The sequence below is a fragment of the Sphingobacterium corticis genome, from assembly GCF_042684745.1.
Classification (GTDB): Bacteria; Bacteroidota; Bacteroidia; order Sphingobacteriales; family Sphingobacteriaceae; genus Sphingobacterium; species Sphingobacterium corticis.
The window spans coordinates 1-18,604 of sequence record NZ_JBHUMA010000004.1 but is presented as its reverse complement, the minus strand read 5'-3'; the positions used below and the strand labels follow the sequence as shown (position 1 = coordinate 18,604).

Sequence of the window (18,604 nt, the reverse complement as noted above, 5' to 3'; positions counted from 1 at the left end):
GTTCGCCTACTTCGTCAAAAGCTGAAAAATCAAGGTGGCAACGATCGAACCAACAAATGGCGCAATTAAGGGAATCCAAAAATAGCTTTTATCGAAAGCACGTTTTGCGTTGATAGGTAATAAGTGATAAACCAAACGCGGCGCTAAATCGCGAACCGGATTAATAGCATATCCGGTCGTTCCTCCCAATCCTAAGCCAATTCCCCAAACCAGAAAGGCAACTGGCAAAGCTCCGATTGATCCCAAACCAATCACACCAGCGGTGTTTTCCCACTCAACGGACGGTTCTTGAAAGAACAAAATTGTGCCGATCAGTACAAAAGTTGCGATCACCTCGGAAAAGAAATTGGAGGATATATTTCGAATAGCTGGCGCCGTCGCAAATACGCCATGCGTTAATTCCGGATCTTCAGTGCGGTCGAAATGCGGACGATAAACTAGCCAAACGCAAAATGCACCTAATGCGCCGCCCAAAATCTGAGCTGCTGCATAAATAAGCGCAGTCAGCGTATTTAATTCTCCAATCATCCAAACGGATAAGGTTACCGCTGGATTGAGATGTGCCCCGCTGTACGGCCCGGCGACCGAAACGCCGATAAAAACAGCGAGCGCCCAAGCGGTGGTAATCACGATCCATCCGCCGTTGCTTCCTTTTGTGTCCTTCAAGATGACGTTGGCAACTACGCCGCATCCGATCAAGATCATCAAAAATGTTCCTAGCAATTCTGCAACAAAGCTGTTCATGGTTTCTTATGATTTAAAGCTGCCCAAACTTTTGTCGCTTCTACGGCTGCGTGCCAAGCATGCAATGCTTGCGTGCTATCTGCTTCCGCATCCGGTTCGAATGTTTGATCGATTTCCCATTTTTTCTGAATTTCGTCCATATCCTTCCAAAATCCAGTGGCTAATCCGGCTAGATATGCCGCGCCCATAGCGGTGGTTTCAATATTCTTCGGGCGTACAACCGTTGCCCCGAGCAGATCGGCCTGAAAATTCAATAACATTTCATTTTGTGTTGCGCCGCCATCCACGCGAAGCTCCTTAATGTCATGCCCTGCATCCTGCTGCATCGCATCCAGCACGTCGTATGTTTGGAAAGCAATCGATTCCAAGCAAGCACGCGCAATATGTGCATCCGTAGTTCCGCGTGTAATCCCGAAGATGCTACCGCGTGCACGCGAATCCCAATGTGGAGCGCCTAATCCCGCAAAAGCCGGAACGACGTAAACGCCATCTGTATCACTCACTTTCTCGGCAAGCCGAACTACATCGTTTGATTTTTTAATTACCCCTAATCCATCACGAAGCCATTGTACTACCGCGCCACCTATAAAAACGCTTCCTTCTAAGGCATAAGTAACTTGATTGTCGATTTTCCAAGCAATGGTTGTTACGAGCTTGTGTTCGGATTGAATCGCTTGGTTGCCTGTGTTCATCAACATAAAACAGCCTGTTCCGTACGTATTTTTGACCATTCCTTTTTCAATACACAATTGACCGAATAAGGCTGATTGTTGATCGCCTGCAATTCCTGCAATCGGAATGGCAGTCTTCAATACATCAAGCGCAGTTTCTCCATAAACCTCGGAAGACGATTTCACTTCCGGTAATATGGCTTTTGGAATATTGAACAAAGTCAATAACTCGTCGTCCCAATCGCAATCATGGATGTTAAATAGCATGGTACGCGATGCGTTTGTAACATCCGTAAGATGCTTTTCGCCATTCGTTAAGTTCCAAATCAACCACGAATCCACCGTTCCAAATGCAATTTCTCCGGCTTCAGCGCGTTCCTGCGCACCATCCACATGATCCAAAATCCACCTGATTTTTGTCGCTGAGAAATAGGAATCGATTAATAATCCCGTTTTCTTGCGCACCATTTCCTCTTTTCCATCAGCCTTCAATTCGTCGCAGAAATCTGCCGTACGGCGATCTTGCCAAACAATAGCCGGATAGATCGGTCTTCCGGTTTTTTTATCCCAAACAATGGTTGTTTCACGTTGATTGGTGATGCCGATTGCGTGAATATCGGCTGATCGGATCTTGCTTTTCGCGATTACGGAAGTAATCACTGCCAGTTGTGAAGACCAAATTTCCATGGGATCGTGTTCCACCCATCCTGATTGGGGGAAATGTTGCTCGAATTCCTGTTGTGCGATATCAATAATTTGTCCGTCGTGATCTACTAAAATAGCACGTGAACTGGTCGTTCCTTGATCGATGGATAATATGTATGGCTTCATAGCTACGGAGGTTTATTGGTTTTCTGTGGACGAAGTCTGAACAGGTGAAATGAAATAGCCTTCTGCTAATGTAGTGAATTCCTGAATTTGATGATCAACCCACCATTGATCTCGATGCAATTCTGTGGCTAATATTTCGGCTACTTTCGGTGCTACGGCAATGGCTAGTTTTGCATTTAGAAATAACAACCGCAGTCGGCGCGCTAACACATCCTCAATTGAACAAGCCATTTCAGCGCGCGCTGCCCACACCACCTGAGCAATGGAGTAGGGAAGGGAAGGATGTAATTTTTTGGCAAATGGCGGATTGTCTTCTTCCAAGGCCAACACATTCGCTGCATCGCTGCCATATCCTGATAAATGGGGATGTGTATCTGAAGAATAACGTGTAGAACCGTGGATAGATAGCGATTCCGTTTTACACGATATTGATTTTAAGCCATGTAATTTAATAGCTGCATCAACCGTATCTTCGGCCATTTTCCGGTAGGTTGTCCATTTTCCACCGGTAATCGTAATCATTTTTGATTCGTGGGTAATCAACTTATGGTCGCGAGAAATCTCTTTTGTTTGCTGGCTGTTTCCTTGCGTAGCAGCCAATGGGCGTAATCCGGCGAAAGTACTTAGCACATCGTTTTTCTTTGGTGGTTTTACCAAATAATCCGCTGCCGTGGATAAGATAAAATCAATTTCCTCCGCTAATGGTTTTGGTTCTTCCAATTTTTGATTAATCGGCGTATCTGTTGTTCCCAATACCAAATAATCCTGCCAAGGCACACCAAATAACACGCGACCGTCGCTCGTTTTCGGGATCATCAGTGCATCCACAGATTGCGGTAAAAATGATTTGTCGACGACGATATGACTGCCTTGACTGGGGCGCACTAAATCTGGCTGTTTTGGACTGGCCAAAGACAAGATTTCATCTACAAAAATACCCGTTGCATTGATGATGGCTTTGCCTTTTGCATCATAGCTGATTTGTTTTTCGGAGTCGATGAATTGAACTCCGTTTACCACGCCGGAGTTGTCTTTTTTAATTGCAGTAACTTCGGTGTGATTTAGTACGCAGGCTTTATATTCCATCGCGGTTTGTGCAAGATTTACCGCCAAACGCGCATCATCAAATTGTCCATCAAAATAGCGAACACCGCCGCTTAATTTTGCCGTTTTGAGGTTGCCAAGCTCTTTTGCCGTTTCCTCTTTGGAAAGTAATACCGATTTCCCGATGCGGTATTTTCCGGCTAACCAATCATAAAGTTTTAAACCGATGAGGTACTTTAGTTTGTCCCAGAGTCCGTAACAAGGAATGATGAACGATTGGCTTCTTGATACGTGCGGGGCATTTTTAAAAATGCGCCATCGCTCTTTTAATGCCCCATAAACAAGTTTGATATCGCCCTGCGCCAAATAGCGAACGCCGCCGTGAACGAGTTTGGTGCTTCGGCTAGAAGTTCCCTTTGCAAAGTCGGTTTTTTCTAAAAGCAAAGTTTTAAATCCACGACTAGCCGCATCCACGGCGATGCCCAAACCGGTAGCTCCTCCACCAATTATAATAAAATCCCAATCTTCGGTTTTTGCTAATCGATCAAATTGTGTACTGCGAGTGAATTGCGCATAGTGTGTCATAAGCCAATAGCATCATGTGATGCTTAGCGTATGCAATAAACGTGCGAGACATTCTCGAAAACACGATGTTGTGTTTATTTTTTTATCGGCGAAACTTTGAAAGGCTTTTTGTTGGCCGCATGTGCTGCTGCTCTAGCAATTTCAGCTTGTAAATCAGTTACCTTTTGGGGTTTATACGGGTTCTTGCGAACATCCAATCCGAACAACTTTTCGTACCACGTACATGCTGCAGTAAATCGACCAAAATCCAAATTCAAATGGTAACCATCGCGTGTGTATTCATCGCCAATACTACTAGTACGACCATTCTGCACAGCCGTTCCCGCCGGAACTATGAAAGCGAAATCGTGGTTTTTGCTCAGTTTTCGGGATGTTTTTGAAATGGATTTGTACATGATTTGCTGACTATTATCGTAACCAACGAAACCTTCGTGCTTGCTGTCTTGTTGATACGCCCAAGTTTGGTGATAAACGAATTGCGTATGTGGCGAAACCCGCTCTCGAACGTAAGCTAACAATTCCGGTAAACTCTGCATAATAACATCATATTTTCCGGAAAGCGGACTGGCTTGTTGAAAACTAACATAATCCCACGATTCGTCTTGAAGTGCTCGCGCAATGGAAACGTTTTCCGTGGTTACTTTTTCGCCATTTTGTTTAACTTTTCGATAACTATACGCCGACTTATCCGCCTTCGTGTTCTTTACATGAAGATCTAATGGCGCTCCGCCGATGTATAAATTACCAATGATGATTTCCTGATCGACAGCATTCGCCAACTCATGCAGGTAGTTTTCTAACGCATCTTCGGAGAAGCTATTTCCGATAGCTAAAACTTTAAGAACTTGCTGGTTATTTGCTTTAGGACTTCCTTGTGCAAACGCAATCTGCACAGCCAAAAAGGCAAATACGAAATGGGCTAAAAATCTTTTCATGGTAATAACTGTTTATGAGGGCTTTTATAAAAGTTGCATTGTGGCCAGCGCTTCTCTTGCAACGCGCTCGCGATCGGTAAGAAATTGTTCCAGTGCGTCAGGATCCTTCGGTTCTACGTTTATTGCGAAATAATACATATCCTTTCCGCGCATAAGGTAGCCGACAAACCAACCGTTGTCGCCGTGGTCAGTGCTCCATCCTGTTTTTCCAGAAAACGTATGGGTGGATGTGTTTTCGATTTCCATGATACGCAGCATCGTTTGATACGTGTTGTCGCTTATCGACATTTTCCGCTCGAAGAATTCGCGCAGAAATTTAATTTGTTGGCGTGGTGTTATTTTGGCTTCGCCAACCAACCAAAATTTAGTTAAGTTATCTTCGTTGATATTGATTTTCGGGTAACCGATCGTAGTCAACTTTTCTTGCATGCGTGCTACCCCGACGGATTTAGCAATCTGCTGGTAACACGGAACGCAGGATAGGCGAAACGCTTGTTGCAACGTCAAATCTTTTTCCCAATTAATGTTACTTCTGGGTTCTCCATCCCATAGCAAAATCGTGTTTTCGTCTTTCATCACGCCAGTTTCTAAGGCAATAATGCTATTTGGAATTTTGAATGTAGATGCTGGCAAATGTCCTTGATCTAGCGCTTTGACATTATTTGTGTACAAACTGTCTTTTTGTGCGTCTAGTATACTGATTGATCCAGCGAGCTGATGTTGCTTTAAGATCGACTCGAATGCCTGCTGATAACGGGCAGATGTAGCAGTTTGTGCATCAGCCGACTGAAAAAGAAAAACGTTACATACCAAACAAAAAAGAAGATTTATATATCGCATTATCTAAGATGTTTAGCGGTAAATCTATGTAAATTAATAGCTATTTTACGCATTTTGCTACCATTTATTGTAACTCGGCTCGTGTACAACGTTTTGCAATTAATCTGCTCGAATGTGATTTAACAATGTTAATTTTGGAGGAAATGGCCTACAAATTCATCGATAATTACCGAGAAAAAGGAGCGCGAAAGCAGTTGGTAAAACAGCTGGAAAAACGTGGAATACAAGATCAGCGCGTCCTTACGGCGATTGGAAAAATTCCTCGTCATTTTTTCTTCGATGAAACGTTTTGGAATCAAGCTTACCGAGATATTGCCTTTCCAATTGGCGATGGACAGACGATTTCACAACCTTATACCGTAGCGTATCAATCGGAGCTATTGCATGTGCGCAAAGGCGATAAGATACTGGAGATTGGTACCGGATCGGGATATCAAACTTGTGTTCTTTTAGAGTTGGGAGCAAACGTGTTCACCATTGAGCGCCAAGAAAATCTGTTCAACCGAACCAAAATGGTACTTCCATACATGGGCTATCAAGCAAATTTCTTTTACGGCGACGGATCTAAGGGAATTGCGGAGCATGCACCTTACGATAAGATTATTGTAACAGCCGGCGCACCTTTGGTGCCGGAAATTATGTTGAAGCAACTGAAGTACGGCGGATTATTGGTCATTCCTGTGGGCGACGAAAAGCAACAAAAAATGGTAACCATTCTGCGGGTCGGTGAGAATGATTTCGAACGCATTGAATTGGATACATTTCGTTTCGTACCTTTGGTCGGTGATCAGGCGTGGTAATTTTTTGCCAATAATGCGTTTCGATCATTAGAAACCATTGTTCAAGCAAAATTCACGTCGTGTCCAATACATTATATTCGAATAATATATCCAAAACACTTTCAGAAATTTCCGTACTCACTAAGCGCGTCAACACGACGAGTTTATTGCGTTTAGCTGTTATCCTTCTTGGCGGCGCGGCCTTATTTATGCTTTTCCAAACGGAAAATGTAGCGTATGTGTTGCTATGCGCTATCGCTGTTGTGGTTGTGTTCCTTTATCTGGTTTTTCAGCAAGCCAAATTGGAGCGGCAGCGCGATGAGAAGCAAGCTTTTCTTCAAATCAATGAAAACGAAGCGCGTATTTTGGAAGGTGGCGAAAATATGTATTCCGATGGCACAGCTTATGCCAACGGCAAGCATCCTTATTCCTCCGATTTGGACATTTTCGGTGCACATTCGTTGTTCGCCAAGATTAATCGATGCGCAACACAAGATGGCAACGATGCGCTGGCGCAATGGTTGGACAAGGCTGCGGATCGCAACACCATCATGGAACGACAAGAAGCTGTTCGCGAATTCGCCGAGGATTCTTCTTTCAACCAGCAATTGCAGACGAAATTATTATTTAATCTTAAATCGAAGACCAATTTACGAGCATATCTTTCCGCGTATTTTAATGACAAGCATTTGTCGTTTGGAAATAAGTTTATGCAGATTTATACGCGCATAGCGCCATTTTTGCTTATCGGCGGTATCGTATATTCCATCGCTGTGGAATCGATTATGAGTTATGTGCTGATGCTCGCTATTGCGCATTTGTTGTGGACATTAGCTTTGGGTGGAAAAGTTTCGGTTTTTTCGAATAGAATTGATAAGATCGGAGCGATCATGATCGCTTATAGCGGCGCGATTGAAGCGATTGAAAAGCGTGATTTTCAAGCAAAACGGAATCAGCATTTGCAGCAGCAACTTAAAACAAAAAGTGATACGCCGCTTTCCGAAGCGTTGAATCAGTTGGGAAAGTTGATCGATAAGTTGGATGTACGTAATAATATGTTGGTCGGCGCAATCCTTAATATGTTTATGTTGTGGGATTTTAGGCAGGTGCAAGCCATTGTGAATTGGAAGAAGGATTATGCGGGCGATACGCTCGAAGCTTTTACCGTGATGGCGGATTTCGAAGCACTTTTGTCATTGGGCGTTTTAGCATATAATCAATCGGGTTGGTCGTTCCCGGAAATTTTGGATGATGCGCAAAATGGAAGAATTGTTACGAAAGACATCGAACATCCGCTGATTATTTCCAATAGGTCGGTGGCAAATACGTATGATGCAAATGCGCATCGTGTTGCACTGATTACCGGTTCGAATATGGCCGGGAAAAGTACCTTTCTAAGAACCATTGGTATCAATGCCGTCTTGGCGTACGCGGGATCGGTGGTTTGCGCGAAATATCTGCAATTGCCCATTTATAAATTGGTGACCTACATGCGCATCAAAGATGATTTGAATGAAAGTACATCCACCTTTAAAGCGGAGCTCGATCGAATGAAGTTTATTTTAGGCGTAGTTGAGGTGGCAAAAGATAGCTTTTTCCTGATCGATGAAATGTTGCGAGGTACCAATTCCGTGGATAAATATTTGGGATCGAAAGCGGTCATTAAGAAGCTGATTGCTTTGGACGGTAAAGGAATGGTGGCTACACACGATCTGCAATTGTCCAAACTTTCCGACGAATACCCGAACGATTTGGCCAATTACCATTTTGATATTCAGATTCAAGATGGAGAAATGTTGTTTGATTATAAACTGAAATCCGGAGAATGCAAAATCTTCAATGCGTCCATGCTGTTGCGTGGTATTGGTGTTGAGGTGGATGCATAATGCTGAAAAGCAACATTTGTGTATATTTGTTGCGGAGATAAAATGGATACCATACAAACACCTGAACAAAAATCAACCGTGACTATTGCTGAACGAATCGACCAATCCGAAACACGCGTTTGCATCACTGTTTTCCCATACGTTACCAATCACCACGACACGCTGTTTGGCGGGAAAGCCTTGGCGATTATGGATGAAGTAAGTTTTATGGCGGCCACACGATTTTGTCGCAAACGATTGGTCACCGTTTCCACCGATAAAATTGATTTCAACAAAGCGATTCCGGCAGGAAGCATTGTGGAAGCCGTAGGTCGCGTAGAAAAAGTCGGGAATACGAGTGTGAAAGTGCGCGTGCAAATCTTTTTGGAAAGTATGTACGAAGATGGTCGGGAATTAGCGATTCAAGGATCATTTACTTTCGTCGCGTTGGACGACGACAAGAATCCCATTCCTGTACTGCAAGGTTTGGATGTGGAAGGATAAATGGAGCGCCCGCTTAATTTGCTAAATACTTCGCTTTACGGAACTCAAATCGGCCAATTCTGTTTCCGAAAATAGTCGATAATGCACTTTGAATGTTTTGCCTAATGGCGTTTCTAAGGAAAAGCCGCCCGGCCCAAATCCGTCCACAACATCAAGCGTGAAATGTGCAAATTGCCAATATTCGAATAAATCGCGATCGATCCAAAATTCATAGCCATTAATCAAGCCAATCATCGCATCATTCATTCGTGGAAAATAACCGCCTTTTTCGAAACATTGGGGCTGTGTACCTTCACAGCATCCTCCAGCCTGATAAAACATCAAATCGCCATGTTTTTCCGCTAATTCTCCAATCAATGTTAGCGCATCTTCCGTAGCATCTAATCGTTCTGTCATCGCATCATCCTTTCTTTATTTTTATACAAGCATCCAATTCCATGCCTATAATTATAGCGCTTACTTACGGTCGATCGATTTTTGATCTTAGGTAAGCAAGCGCGTGTTGATTTATTAAAGCTTAGTTCGTCATATCGAAAACGATACGGCCTTCGACTTGTCCTTTTTTCAATTGATCCAGCACCGTATTGACTTCGCTGAGTTTTGCTGTCGTTACGTTTGCTTTCACTTTTCCTTCGTTTGCAAATTCAATCGCTTCCTGCAAATCTTTTCGCGTTCCGACGATAGAGCCACGAACGGTAATGCGCTTCAGCACGGTTTCAAAAATCGGAAGATCGAAACTTCCCGGAGGCAAACCATTTAATGCTATCGTTCCTTTTCGGCGAAGTACTTCAATACCTTGTTTAAAGGCAATTGGTGAAACGGCTGTAATCAATGCACCATGCGCACCGCCGATCTCCTTTTGTAGAAAAGTTCCTGGATCGTTTTCTTTCGCATTCACCGTAATATCCGCACCTAACCGTTTCGCTAGCGCTAACTTATCGTCGGCGATATCGATGGCCGCAACGTGCATGCCCATTGCTTTCGCATATTGCACAGCGACGTGGCCTAAACCGCCGATTCCGGAAATTGCCACCCATTCTCCAGGTTTCGTTTCGGTTTCTTTCAAACCTTTATATACCGTAACGCCAGCACAAAGGATGGGAGCCATTTCAATGAAATTGGTGTTCGAAGCCAAATGTCCGACATAGCGTGCATCCGCCAATACGTATTCTGCGAATCCACCATCCACACTATAACCACCATTTTGCTGCGTTTCGCAAAGTGTTTCCCAGCCGGTAATACAATGATCGCAACAGCCACAAGCGCTATACAGCCAAGGCACACCCACCGCGTCGCCTTCTTTGACATTGTTTACGCCTTCGCCAACGGCAGCAACAAATCCAACCGCTTCGTGCCCCGGAATCAATGGCATTTTCGGTTTTACCGGCCAATCGCCATCAATAGCATGTAAATCGGTATGGCAAACACCGCTTGCCACCACTTTTACTAGAATTTGATTTCTTCCCGGTCTTTTTACCTCGACCTCCTCCATGTTCAATGGCTTGCCGAAGTCCCGGACTACAGCAGCCTGCATCGTGTTTGGTAACATCGTTTTGTATTTTATTGGATTACTTTTGCTGATTAAAGCCAAAACGGCGACCCGATTGAATTGATCGCCGTTTGGCTAGTTTGGTTAAAAGAATCCGAGTTTCTCTTTACTGTATGAAATCAACATATTTTTTGTCTGGCGATAATGGCCAAGCATCATTTTGTGGTTTTCGCGACCAATACCGGATTGTTTGTAGCCACCAAATGGTGCGCCGGCAGGATAGGAGTGATATTGGTTTACCCAAACGCGTCCAGCTTGAATAGCACGCGGAACGGTGTACAGTTGGTGCGCATCGCGTGTCCAAACGCCTGCTCCCAATCCGTAAATGGTATCATTTGCAATTTCGATCGCTTCTTCTTCTGTTTTGAATGTGGTCACGGAAACTACGGGGCCGAAAATCTCTTCTTGGAAAATACGCATTTTATTGTGGCCCTTGAAGACAGTTGGCTGGATGTAATAACCTTCGTTTAAGTCGTCGCCAACGTGGTTTACTTCTCCTCCGGTAAGCAATTCTGCACCTTCTTCTTGGCCTAGTTTGATGTAGGAAAGGATTTTATCTTTCTGAATTTTGGAAGCTTGTGCACCCATCATCACATCGCTGTCCAGTGGGTTTCCTACTTTGATTTGATTAACGCGGTCGATAACCTTCGCGATAAATTTGTCGGCAATATCTTCCTGTACCAAAATACGTGAAGGACAAGTACAAATTTCACCTTGGTTCAAGGCGAACAACACTGCGCCTTCAATCGCTTTATCTAAATACGCATCATCATGATCCATCACAGAGTTAAAGAACACGTTTGGCGATTTGCCACCCAATTCTAAGGTTACGGGAATGATGTTTTCCGTTGCGTATTGCATTACTAAGCGACCTGTTGCGGTGGATCCCGTAAAAGCGGCTTTGGAAACTTTCGGGTGCGTAACTAAAGCGCGACCGAGTTCGGAACCAAATCCGTTTACAATGTTTACTACGCCAGCGGGCAGCAAATCTTCAATCACCTCAATTAAAACCAAAATGGATGTTGGCGTACTTTCTGCCGGTTTAAGCACCACAGTACATCCTGCAGCAAGCGCCGGAGCAAGTTTCCAAACCGCCATTAAAATCGGGAAATTCCAAGGAATAATTTGTGCCACCACGCCCAGCGGTTCGTGGATAATTAGCGATAAGGTATCCGCGTCCAATTCCGTCGCACTGCCTTCTTCTGCACGAATCACGCCCGCGAAATAACGGAAGTGATCGATAGCTAAGGGCAAATCTGCGTTCAAGGTTTCGCGAACCGCTTTTCCATTGTCGACGGTTTCCGCCGCAGCAAGATATTCCAAGTTTTCCTCTAAACGATCAGCAATCTTGTTTAATAAAACACTGCGCTCTGTGGCGGAGGTTTTTCCCCAGGTTTTGAATGCTTCGGCAGCAGCCTCCACGGCAAGATCTAAATCTTCTTTTGTGGAATGTGCTACTTGCGTGTACACTTTTCCATCAATAGGGGAGATGTTGTCAAAATATTCGCCTTGCGTCGGCGCGACGAATTTTCCACCAATGTAATTGTCATATCGTTCTTTGAACGATGGTCTTTCTAGTAAGCTCATATCATCAAAAATTTAGTTTTATTGACTCATTGTGTTGGACAATGTTATCCAAATGTACCGTTTTCGCTCTCCGATGATTAGCATTATCGTCTTTATAAATAGCATTATTGTGACAACTCTTCTCAAAGATGTGTGTTGTTAATCTTGTCAGAATTTTAGTAAATTTGGAATAGATCGGCACGCAAAATGAATCCTTATGGTGAATAAATTTGCATTAGATATTTTGCCCTTCTCAAAGGCAAATCAGTTATCGACCTTGGTAGAAAACCGACGTGTGATGACCTTCAATAGTTTTGAGTTCAATGTGTTCGAAACGTACGAACGAGCTCATGCTGTGCCGTTACAATTCCAAGATGTTGTTCTGGTTAATATGTTGCAAGGCAAAAAAGTGATGCATTTGGAAGGTGTGGCTTCATTTGATTACTTTCCCGGCGAAACCTTGGTGCTGCCGGAGAACAAGGCGATGCATATCGATTTTCCGGAAGCAAATAGCGACGAACCTACGCAATGTGCTGCCTTGACCATTTCGCGAAGTAAATTGGATGATGTGCTTTTTTATCTGAATGATAAAGTGCCGTTGAGTGAAGGAAGTGATGATTGGCATTTTCGTTGGGAGCGATTCCATTTTCAGCATGATGCCGAAACACGTTATTTGAATAACAAGTTGTTTAAACTCATGTTCAGTAACGATCGTTTCAAAGAACCGTTGGCTGATCTGACGATTCGCGAATTATTGATTCGCACGTTGCAGAACCAAAATCTTTCATCGTTGACCGATACTCGAAATAGCCAAAAATCTGTACTAAATTATTTGCAGCAATTTATTAGAGAGCATATTTCGAGTGATCTAAATGTTGATCTGCTAAGCCGCAAAGCTAACATGAGCCGATCGGCATTATTCCGCGAATTTAAGGTGCAGTTGGGGGTGAGTCCGATGGAATACGTCATTCAAGAACGTATTATCGCTGCCAAAAGATTCTTGGAAAGTGGAATAAGCGTGAAGGAAGTGGGTTACGCGGTAGGTTTTAACGATGTGAACTATTTTGTCCGCTTGTTTAAAAAGCGAATCGGTTATACGCCCGGCGCTTATGCAGTAAAGTTTGGAATTCGATAAGAAGGTGCAGAATCGACATTAACGTTTCATCGCACGATCCAATTCCCTTTTCGATTCTCTTTCTTTAATGGTATCGCGTTTGTCGAAATCCTTTTTACCTTGTGCAAGTGCAATTTCTACCTTGGCAAATCCGCGCTCATTGATGAAAATCTTCAGAGGAACGATGGTAAAACCCTTTTCCTCACCTTTATCTTTCAATTTTTTCAATTCACGCTTCGTCAATAATAATTTGCGATCGCGTTTCGCTTCGTGGTTGTAGAACGATCCAAAAGAATATTCGGCGATGTGCATATTACGAATGTATAAGCCGTCTTCGAAAAAAGCACAAAAACTATCGTTGATGTTGGCTTTGCCTTCTCGGATGGATTTAATTTCCGTTCCGAGCAATCCCAAACCTGCGACGTAGGTGTCGAGAATGTGATATTCAAATGTTGCCCTTTTGTTTTTTATGTTGATGCGTGAAGCGATAGCCATATTATTCAAACTATTAATCTGCAAAACTACAAATTACGATGTGACAATTGAAACCAAAAAAAATATGTTTTTGTGTTAAAATTGGATTAATTTTTTGATATTTATGTGGCATTGTATGTGATTTTATTTAGTCGAGTTATGTACCTTTGCCACCCTAATGGACCAGTTCTTTTTTGTGCATTCATCTTTGTACGGTCATATTTGCTATAAAATGTTTTACATTTGCAGTAAATTCTGACATTTGCATCCGAATGTTCAAAAAGTATAACACTAGTGCGTGATAGTAAATAGCACATTAAAGAGAATGAGCAAAGGAAAGTTGAGCGGTAGAATATCGCAATTTACAGAAGTCGATTATTTGAAATCAAAAGGATTGTATGCGTTTTTTCGTCCAATCCAATCTCGACAAGATACCGAGGTTTTGATTGATGGTAAGCGCGTGTTGATGTTTGGTTCCAATTCTTATCTTGGATTAACCACGGATCAACGAATTGTCGAAGCCGGTCAGGCTGCGTTGGAGAAATATGGAAGTGGCTGTGCTGGATCCCGATTTCTTAATGGAACTTTGGATATTCACATTGAATTAGAAGAACGTTTGGCAGCTTACACAGGGAAAGAAGCGGCTATTCTATTTAGTACAGGTTTTCAATCCAATTTAGGCCCGTTATCTTGTTTAACTGGTCGCAACGATTATTTGTTATTGGATGATCGTAACCACGCTTCCATTATTGATGGTAGTCGTTTGTCGTTCTCTAAAGTGATTAAATACGCGCACAACGATATGGCTGATTTGCGCGCGAAGCTTTCCCGTTTGCCGGAAGATAGCTTGAAAATGATTGCTACGGATGGTATTTTCAGCATGGAAGGCGATATCGTCAACTTGCCAGAATTGGTTCGTGTTGCGGAAGATTATGACGCTGCCGTAATGGTAGATGATGCACACAGTTTAGGCGTTATCGGACACCTTGGTGCGGGAACTGCTGATCATTTTGGATTGACCGATCAGGTTGATTTGATTATGGGAACGTTCAGTAAATCGTTGGCTTCTTTAGGTGGATTTATTGCTGCAGATGCAGATGTTATCGAGTACTTGAAACATAAGGCGCGTTCATTAATGTTCAGTGCGAGTATGACGCCGGCGTCGGTTGCTTGTACATTAAAAGCATTGGAGATTATCCAATCCGAACCTGAGCATATCGAAAAATTGTGGAAGAATACCCACTATGCTAAGCAATTGCTAATAGATAATGGTTTTGATTTGGGCGATACACAAAGTCCCATCTTGCCGATATTTATACGAGATAATGAGAAAACGTTTTGGGTAACTAAAACGCTACAGGAAGATGGTGTTTTCGTCAATCCGGTAGTATCTCCAGCTGTACCTGCGGAGGAATCTTTAATCAGATTCTCCTTGATGGCTACGCATACTTTTGATCAAATCGATGAGGCGGTTGAGAAGATGTCTAAAATCTTCAAAGCAGCTGACGTAGAAATGTTGAGCTAATAATAACCTATCTGATGATTAAAATTGTTCCTGTAACCAGCAAAAAGCAATTGGCGCTTTTTATCGATTTTCCACATGATCTGTATAAGGGAGATAAAAACTACGTGCCAGAGCTTTTCTTAGGGCAACAGGATTTACTTTCGCCAGATAAACATCCATTTTACAAGCATTCTTCGGCGCAACCTTTCTTAGCTTACAAAGACGGTGTGCTTTCGGGACGCATTGTAGCGATTTGGAATAATAACCACAACGCATTTGTTCATGCTACGGAAGGTCATTTCGGTTTTTTTGATTGTATGAACGATCAGGATGTGGCGAATGCCTTGTTCGATCAGGTGAATACTTGGGTGAAAGAAAAAGGCGGAACACAAATCGTTGGTCCGATTAACCTAACGACAAATGATACTTGCGGTCTTTTGGTGGAAGGATTCGATCGTCCGCCCGTGGCGATGATGACTTACAATTATCCGTATTACGAAGATTTGATTACCAATTACGGCTTTGCCAAAAAAGAAGATCTTCGTGCCTATTTCGTGCATACGGAAACGGTTAGCGGTCGTGCGCTGGATTTAATGGATCGATTGGAAGAGCGCTTAAAGCGCTCGGGCATTACGCTCCGTCAAATCAATCTGAAGGATTTTAAAAATGAGGCGGCCAAAATAAAGGCTGTATATAATAGTGCTTGGGACAAAAATTTAGGTTTCGTTCCGATGACCGACGATGAGTTCAATCATACGGCGAAAGATTTAAAAATGATTGTCGATCCAGAGTACGCGATTCTTGCGGAAAAAGATGGGAAAATCATCGCCTTTGCTTTGGGGGTTCCAGATATCAACCAAGTGCAGATCAAAATCAAACGTGGTCGCTTATTGCCGACAGGTATTTTTAAATTATTATTTGGTCGCAAGAATATTGACACGATCCGCGTATTGATGTTGGGTGTTTTGGAACCTTATCGCAAACTCGGTATTGAGGCTTGTTTATACGGCCGTATTATCAGGAATGGTAAGAAAAATAATCTTTTAGGAGCTGAATGTTCTTGGATGTTGGATAAAAATTACTTGATGAACAACGCCATTGAGCAAATCAATGGAACGTTGTACAAGCGTTATCGCTTGTTCGAAAAAGCAGTATGATGCCACTAAAGCTGTTAATAACCGGTGCAAGCGGATTCGTCGGATACCACCTGGTTCGAACGGCAAAGAATGCGGGTTTCGAAGTACATGCTGCCATTCGCAAATCCAGCAACGTAAAGGATATTGAGCAGTTTGTCGATCATTTCATTTTCCCAGATTTTACAAATGTTCCAGCGCTTTCAGCTGCTTTGCAAGCGGAAAGCTACGATTATATTATTCATGCTGCTGCGCTAACCAAAGCGAAGCGAGAATCGGATATGATCGCCGTCAATGTCGATTATACACTCAATCTTCTAAGCGCTGCATTTTCCTTAGAAACTCCACCAAAACATATTCACATTGTAAGCAGCTTGGCCGCCGTAGGTCCGCGCGCTTACGATCCTTCGTTTTATATCACAGAGGAAACTCCTTATCAACCTGTCACAGTCTACGGTCGTAGTAAGATGAAGATGGAGTTGTTGGTAAAAGAACGTTTTTCAGATAAGCCCATTAGTATTTTTCGTCCGACAGCAGTTTATGGTCCGCGCGAGAAAGATCTTTTTATACTCTTTCAAACGCTGAACAAAGGGGTTGACGCTTACATCGGGCGGGGAGCACAATCATTGAGCTTTATCTACGTGAAAGATCTGGCAGATTTGTTGGTGAGAAGCATTACCATGAATACGCCGAATCTAGAAACGTATAACGTAACCGACGGAAATGTCTACAATCGTTATCAGATGGCTGATATTTTTAAGTCGGTAACGCAGAAACGGATGTTTCGTATGCACGTGCCTTTCGGTATCGTGAAACGCGTTGCGGAATGGTCGGAATGGTTGTATCGATCGTCGAAAAAAACACCGGTTATTTATCCGGAAAGACTGCATGAGCTAACCGCGGGCAATTGGGCTTGCGATATCTCGAAAATAAAACACAATTTAGAATTTACGCCCCAGCATGATTTGGAGGCGGGACTAACGGAAACTTTGGCTTGGTACAAGGAACACCGTTGGTTATGACACACAAACTATGGAAACGAATAAAAAGCTATTTGCAGACAGAAAGCGTACAAACATACTGAGCGTTCCTGAACAGAAATTTATCAGTTATTTAGTTCCGCGTATTCCGCAATGGATTACCTCGGATGGACTTACGGCAATTGGATTGTTTGGTTCCATCGTGATTTTTGCCAGTTTTGTTTTGGCGAACTATTTCACGATTCATTTTTTGTGGCTTTCGATGGTTGGTTTTTTTATCCAATGGTTTGGAGATTCCCTGGACGGTCGTATTGCCTACTATCGCAATAAATCCAGAAAGTGGTATGGCTTTGCGCTTGACATCGTTATGGATTGGATCAGTACGGTATTGATTGGTTTGGGTTTTCACTTATATGTTGAGTCCGAATATGAAATCATGGGATTTCTATTGGTAGCATTATACGGTTGGGCGATGATTATTAGTCAACTTCGTTATAAAATCACCGACAAGTATACGATCGATGCGGGGCTATTGGGACCGACCGAAGTGCGCGTTGTGCTTTGTGGCGTGATTATGTTGGAAATCTTCGTGCCGGGAAGCATTCTTTACTCGGTATTTTTGATATGCGCTGCGTTATTTGTGATCAACTGGGTTGATACCAAAAAGTTATTGGCGTTAGGTGACGAGCGCGATGCGCTAGAAAAGAAAAACGTCTAGAATTACTAGGGTAATCCATGGCTAAAGGCGTTAAACAATTTCTAAAAGCACAACTTTCCGCATTTGTAGGAGGGATGGTCGATTATTTGATCATGATTTGTGGTGTAGAAATGTTTTCACTGCCCGTCAGTACATCCATCGTAATCTCCGGATCGATAGGTGCGGTAATTAATTTTTCCATAAATCGATATTGGACTTTCAAAGATGATCGAACTGCTATCGGCGATCAGCTGTGGAAATTTGTTTTAGTAGTGATTGGAAGCATCTTTTTGAAATCGCAGGGGACACCTTTATTGACCGATATTACAGGAATTGATTATCGTATTACACGCTTAATGGTGGAATTAATTGTTTCTTTAGGGTTCAATTTTATGCTGCAGAAATATTGGGTTTTCCGTAAAGGAGCCAGCGAAGAATAATGAGCTTGATTTTCTCTGTAAAAAAATCTCCTTGCTTTACAGCGCTTTAGCGCTTTGGTAACAGCAAAAAGCAAAAAAGGTTTTGCGGGAATGAAAAAGGTTTCTACCTTTGCACCACTCCGCAAGGGAGGAACGGTAGTGAGAGAATGGAAAAAGGGAGTTTTTGGGGCTATAGGCTTAGAAAACGACTGGATTCAGAAGGGAAAGATCTTCAAAATTATTTTCAAATAAAATTTGCAAGATCAGAAAAGTTTCCTACCTTTGCAATCCCAACCGAGAGGAAGGGAAAACAAAATGAAAGGTTAAGCTCGCAAGAGTAAAACATAAGATGCCAAAGCGCGATGCGGCG

Annotated in this window: 19 protein-coding genes; 10 read left to right on the top strand and 9 right to left on the bottom strand. The window is 42.9% G+C overall.

Going from position 1 to position 18,604, the window contains the following annotated elements; translation table 11 throughout:
• Positions 1-6 precede the first annotated feature (6 nt).
• The 5 genes from ACFSQ3_RS01190 to ACFSQ3_RS01170 form a co-directional block, all read right to left on the bottom strand.
• A complete protein-coding gene (locus tag ACFSQ3_RS01190; RefSeq protein ID WP_380866779.1) occupies positions 7-744 on the bottom strand; it encodes an MIP/aquaporin family protein in 738 nt (245 codons plus the stop codon).
• Positions 741-2,246, bottom strand: a complete 1,506-nt coding sequence (gene glpK / locus ACFSQ3_RS01185) for a glycerol kinase GlpK (protein WP_380866777.1) — start codon at positions 2,244-2,246, stop codon at positions 741-743. The genes ACFSQ3_RS01190 and glpK overlap by 4 nt, the downstream gene beginning before the upstream one ends.
• 12 nt (positions 2,247-2,258) lie before the next feature.
• Positions 2,259-3,875 (bottom strand): glycerol-3-phosphate dehydrogenase/oxidase, encoded by a 1,617-nt coding sequence (locus tag ACFSQ3_RS01180; RefSeq protein WP_380866775.1) that lies wholly within the window; start codon positions 3,873-3,875, stop codon positions 2,259-2,261.
• 74 nt (positions 3,876-3,949) lie between these two features.
• A complete protein-coding gene (locus ACFSQ3_RS01175) occupies positions 3,950-4,810 on the bottom strand; it encodes a DUF4886 domain-containing protein (RefSeq protein WP_380866773.1) in 861 nt (286 codons plus the stop codon).
• Between the two features lie 24 nt (positions 4,811-4,834).
• Positions 4,835-5,650, bottom strand: a complete 816-nt coding sequence (locus ACFSQ3_RS01170; RefSeq protein WP_380866772.1) for a penicillin-binding transpeptidase domain-containing protein — start codon at positions 5,648-5,650, stop codon at positions 4,835-4,837.
• A 143-nt stretch (positions 5,651-5,793) separates the two neighbouring features.
• On the opposite strand from ACFSQ3_RS01170, the gene ACFSQ3_RS01165 reads away from it, so the two are divergent.
• From ACFSQ3_RS01165 to ACFSQ3_RS01155, 3 genes are all read left to right on the top strand, one after another.
• Complete coding sequence (locus ACFSQ3_RS01165) at positions 5,794-6,450, top strand: protein-L-isoaspartate(D-aspartate) O-methyltransferase (RefSeq protein WP_380868452.1); 657 nt, start codon at positions 5,794-5,796, stop codon at positions 6,448-6,450.
• Between the two features lie 59 nt (positions 6,451-6,509).
• On the top strand, positions 6,510-8,315 hold the full coding sequence (locus ACFSQ3_RS01160; RefSeq protein WP_380866770.1) for a MutS-related protein: 1,806 nt from the start codon (positions 6,510-6,512) through the stop codon (positions 8,313-8,315).
• Between the two features lie 78 nt (positions 8,316-8,393).
• A complete protein-coding gene (locus ACFSQ3_RS01155) occupies positions 8,394-8,798 on the top strand; it encodes an acyl-CoA thioesterase (protein WP_449329216.1) in 405 nt (134 codons plus the stop codon).
• Between the two features lie 21 nt (positions 8,799-8,819).
• Here the strand turns inward: ACFSQ3_RS01155 and ACFSQ3_RS01150 are convergent, their stop codons facing one another.
• From ACFSQ3_RS01150 to ACFSQ3_RS01140, 3 genes are all read right to left on the bottom strand, one after another.
• A complete protein-coding gene (locus ACFSQ3_RS01150) occupies positions 8,820-9,194 on the bottom strand; it encodes a DUF779 domain-containing protein (RefSeq protein WP_380866767.1) in 375 nt (124 codons plus the stop codon).
• Between the two features lie 121 nt (positions 9,195-9,315).
• Positions 9,316-10,347, bottom strand: coding sequence for an alcohol dehydrogenase AdhP (gene adhP, locus ACFSQ3_RS01145; RefSeq protein WP_380866766.1), 1,032 nt, complete (start codon positions 10,345-10,347; stop codon positions 9,316-9,318).
• A gap of 84 nt (positions 10,348-10,431) precedes the next feature.
• Positions 10,432-11,934, bottom strand: coding sequence for an aldehyde dehydrogenase family protein (locus ACFSQ3_RS01140; protein ID WP_380866764.1), 1,503 nt, complete (start codon positions 11,932-11,934; stop codon positions 10,432-10,434).
• Positions 11,935-12,130: 196 nt separating this feature from the next.
• Here ACFSQ3_RS01140 and ACFSQ3_RS01135 point away from each other — a divergent pair, with 196 nt between their 5' ends.
• Positions 12,131-13,048 carry a helix-turn-helix domain-containing protein gene (locus tag ACFSQ3_RS01135; RefSeq protein WP_380866763.1) on the top strand — a complete coding sequence of 306 codons (918 nt, stop codon included), beginning with the start codon at positions 12,131-12,133 and terminating at the stop codon, positions 13,046-13,048.
• An 18-nt stretch (positions 13,049-13,066) separates the two neighbouring features.
• On the opposite strand, the gene smpB is transcribed toward ACFSQ3_RS01135, so the two are convergent.
• Positions 13,067-13,522: an SsrA-binding protein SmpB gene (smpB, locus tag ACFSQ3_RS01130; protein ID WP_380866761.1), complete on the bottom strand. Its 456-nt coding sequence runs from the start codon at positions 13,520-13,522 to the stop codon at positions 13,067-13,069.
• A 304-nt stretch (positions 13,523-13,826) separates the two neighbouring features.
• Here smpB and spt point away from each other — a divergent pair, with 304 nt between their 5' ends.
• The 6 genes from spt to ACFSQ3_RS01100 are packed head-to-tail and all read left to right on the top strand — an operon-like array spanning position 13,827 to position 18,486.
• Positions 13,827-15,026, top strand: a complete 1,200-nt coding sequence (spt, locus tag ACFSQ3_RS01125) for a serine palmitoyltransferase (RefSeq protein WP_380866759.1) — start codon at positions 13,827-13,829, stop codon at positions 15,024-15,026.
• A 14-nt stretch (positions 15,027-15,040) separates the two neighbouring features.
• The gene (locus ACFSQ3_RS01120; protein WP_380866758.1) at positions 15,041-16,162 is read left to right on the top strand and encodes a hypothetical protein; all 1,122 of its coding nucleotides are present in this window, start codon (positions 15,041-15,043) and stop codon (positions 16,160-16,162) included.
• A complete protein-coding gene (locus tag ACFSQ3_RS01115) occupies positions 16,159-17,160 on the top strand; it encodes an NAD-dependent epimerase/dehydratase family protein (RefSeq protein WP_380866756.1) in 1,002 nt (333 codons plus the stop codon). Before ACFSQ3_RS01120 ends, ACFSQ3_RS01115 begins: the two co-directional genes overlap by 4 nt.
• Positions 17,161-17,170: 10 nt before the next feature.
• Positions 17,171-17,836, top strand: a complete 666-nt coding sequence (locus tag ACFSQ3_RS01110) for a CDP-alcohol phosphatidyltransferase family protein (protein WP_380866754.1) — start codon at positions 17,171-17,173, stop codon at positions 17,834-17,836.
• Between the two features lie 17 nt (positions 17,837-17,853).
• Positions 17,854-18,255 carry a GtrA family protein gene (locus ACFSQ3_RS01105; protein WP_380866753.1) on the top strand — a complete coding sequence of 134 codons (402 nt, stop codon included), beginning with the start codon at positions 17,854-17,856 and terminating at the stop codon, positions 18,253-18,255.
• Between the two features lie 54 nt (positions 18,256-18,309).
• Positions 18,310-18,486 (top strand): hypothetical protein, encoded by a 177-nt coding sequence (locus ACFSQ3_RS01100; protein WP_380866751.1) that lies wholly within the window; start codon positions 18,310-18,312, stop codon positions 18,484-18,486.
• Positions 18,487-18,604: the final 118 nt, after the last annotated feature.

Excerpts from the sequence above, each read along its gene's own strand:
- ACFSQ3_RS01190 (WP_380866779.1), bottom strand. The coding sequence starts at position 744 with ATGAACAGCTTTGTTGCAGAATTGCTAGGAACATTTTTGATGATCTTG.
- glpK (WP_380866777.1), bottom strand. The coding sequence starts at position 2,246 with ATGAAGCCATACATATTATCCATCGATCAAGGAACGACCAGTTCACGT.
- ACFSQ3_RS01180 (WP_380866775.1), bottom strand. The coding sequence starts at position 3,875 with ATGACACACTATGCGCAATTCACTCGCAGTACACAATTTGATCGATTA.
- ACFSQ3_RS01175 (WP_380866773.1), bottom strand. The coding sequence starts at position 4,810 with ATGAAAAGATTTTTAGCCCATTTCGTATTTGCCTTTTTGGCTGTGCAG.
- ACFSQ3_RS01170 (WP_380866772.1), bottom strand. The coding sequence starts at position 5,650 with ATGCGATATATAAATCTTCTTTTTTGTTTGGTATGTAACGTTTTTCTT.
- ACFSQ3_RS01165 (WP_380868452.1), top strand. The coding sequence starts at position 5,794 with ATGGCCTACAAATTCATCGATAATTACCGAGAAAAAGGAGCGCGAAAG.
- ACFSQ3_RS01150 (WP_380866767.1), bottom strand. The coding sequence starts at position 9,194 with ATGACAGAACGATTAGATGCTACGGAAGATGCGCTAACATTGATTGGA.
- adhP (WP_380866766.1), bottom strand. The coding sequence starts at position 10,347 with ATGTTACCAAACACGATGCAGGCTGCTGTAGTCCGGGACTTCGGCAAG.
- ACFSQ3_RS01140 (WP_380866764.1), bottom strand. The coding sequence starts at position 11,934 with ATGAGCTTACTAGAAAGACCATCGTTCAAAGAACGATATGACAATTAC.
- ACFSQ3_RS01135 (WP_380866763.1), top strand. The coding sequence starts at position 12,131 with ATGGTGAATAAATTTGCATTAGATATTTTGCCCTTCTCAAAGGCAAAT.
- smpB (WP_380866761.1), bottom strand. The coding sequence starts at position 13,522 with ATGGCTATCGCTTCACGCATCAACATAAAAAACAAAAGGGCAACATTT.
- spt (WP_380866759.1), top strand. The coding sequence starts at position 13,827 with ATGAGCAAAGGAAAGTTGAGCGGTAGAATATCGCAATTTACAGAAGTC.
- ACFSQ3_RS01120 (WP_380866758.1), top strand. The coding sequence starts at position 15,041 with ATGATTAAAATTGTTCCTGTAACCAGCAAAAAGCAATTGGCGCTTTTT.
- ACFSQ3_RS01115 (WP_380866756.1), top strand. The coding sequence starts at position 16,159 with ATGATGCCACTAAAGCTGTTAATAACCGGTGCAAGCGGATTCGTCGGA.
- ACFSQ3_RS01110 (WP_380866754.1), top strand. The coding sequence starts at position 17,171 with ATGGAAACGAATAAAAAGCTATTTGCAGACAGAAAGCGTACAAACATA.
- ACFSQ3_RS01105 (WP_380866753.1), top strand. The coding sequence starts at position 17,854 with ATGGCTAAAGGCGTTAAACAATTTCTAAAAGCACAACTTTCCGCATTT.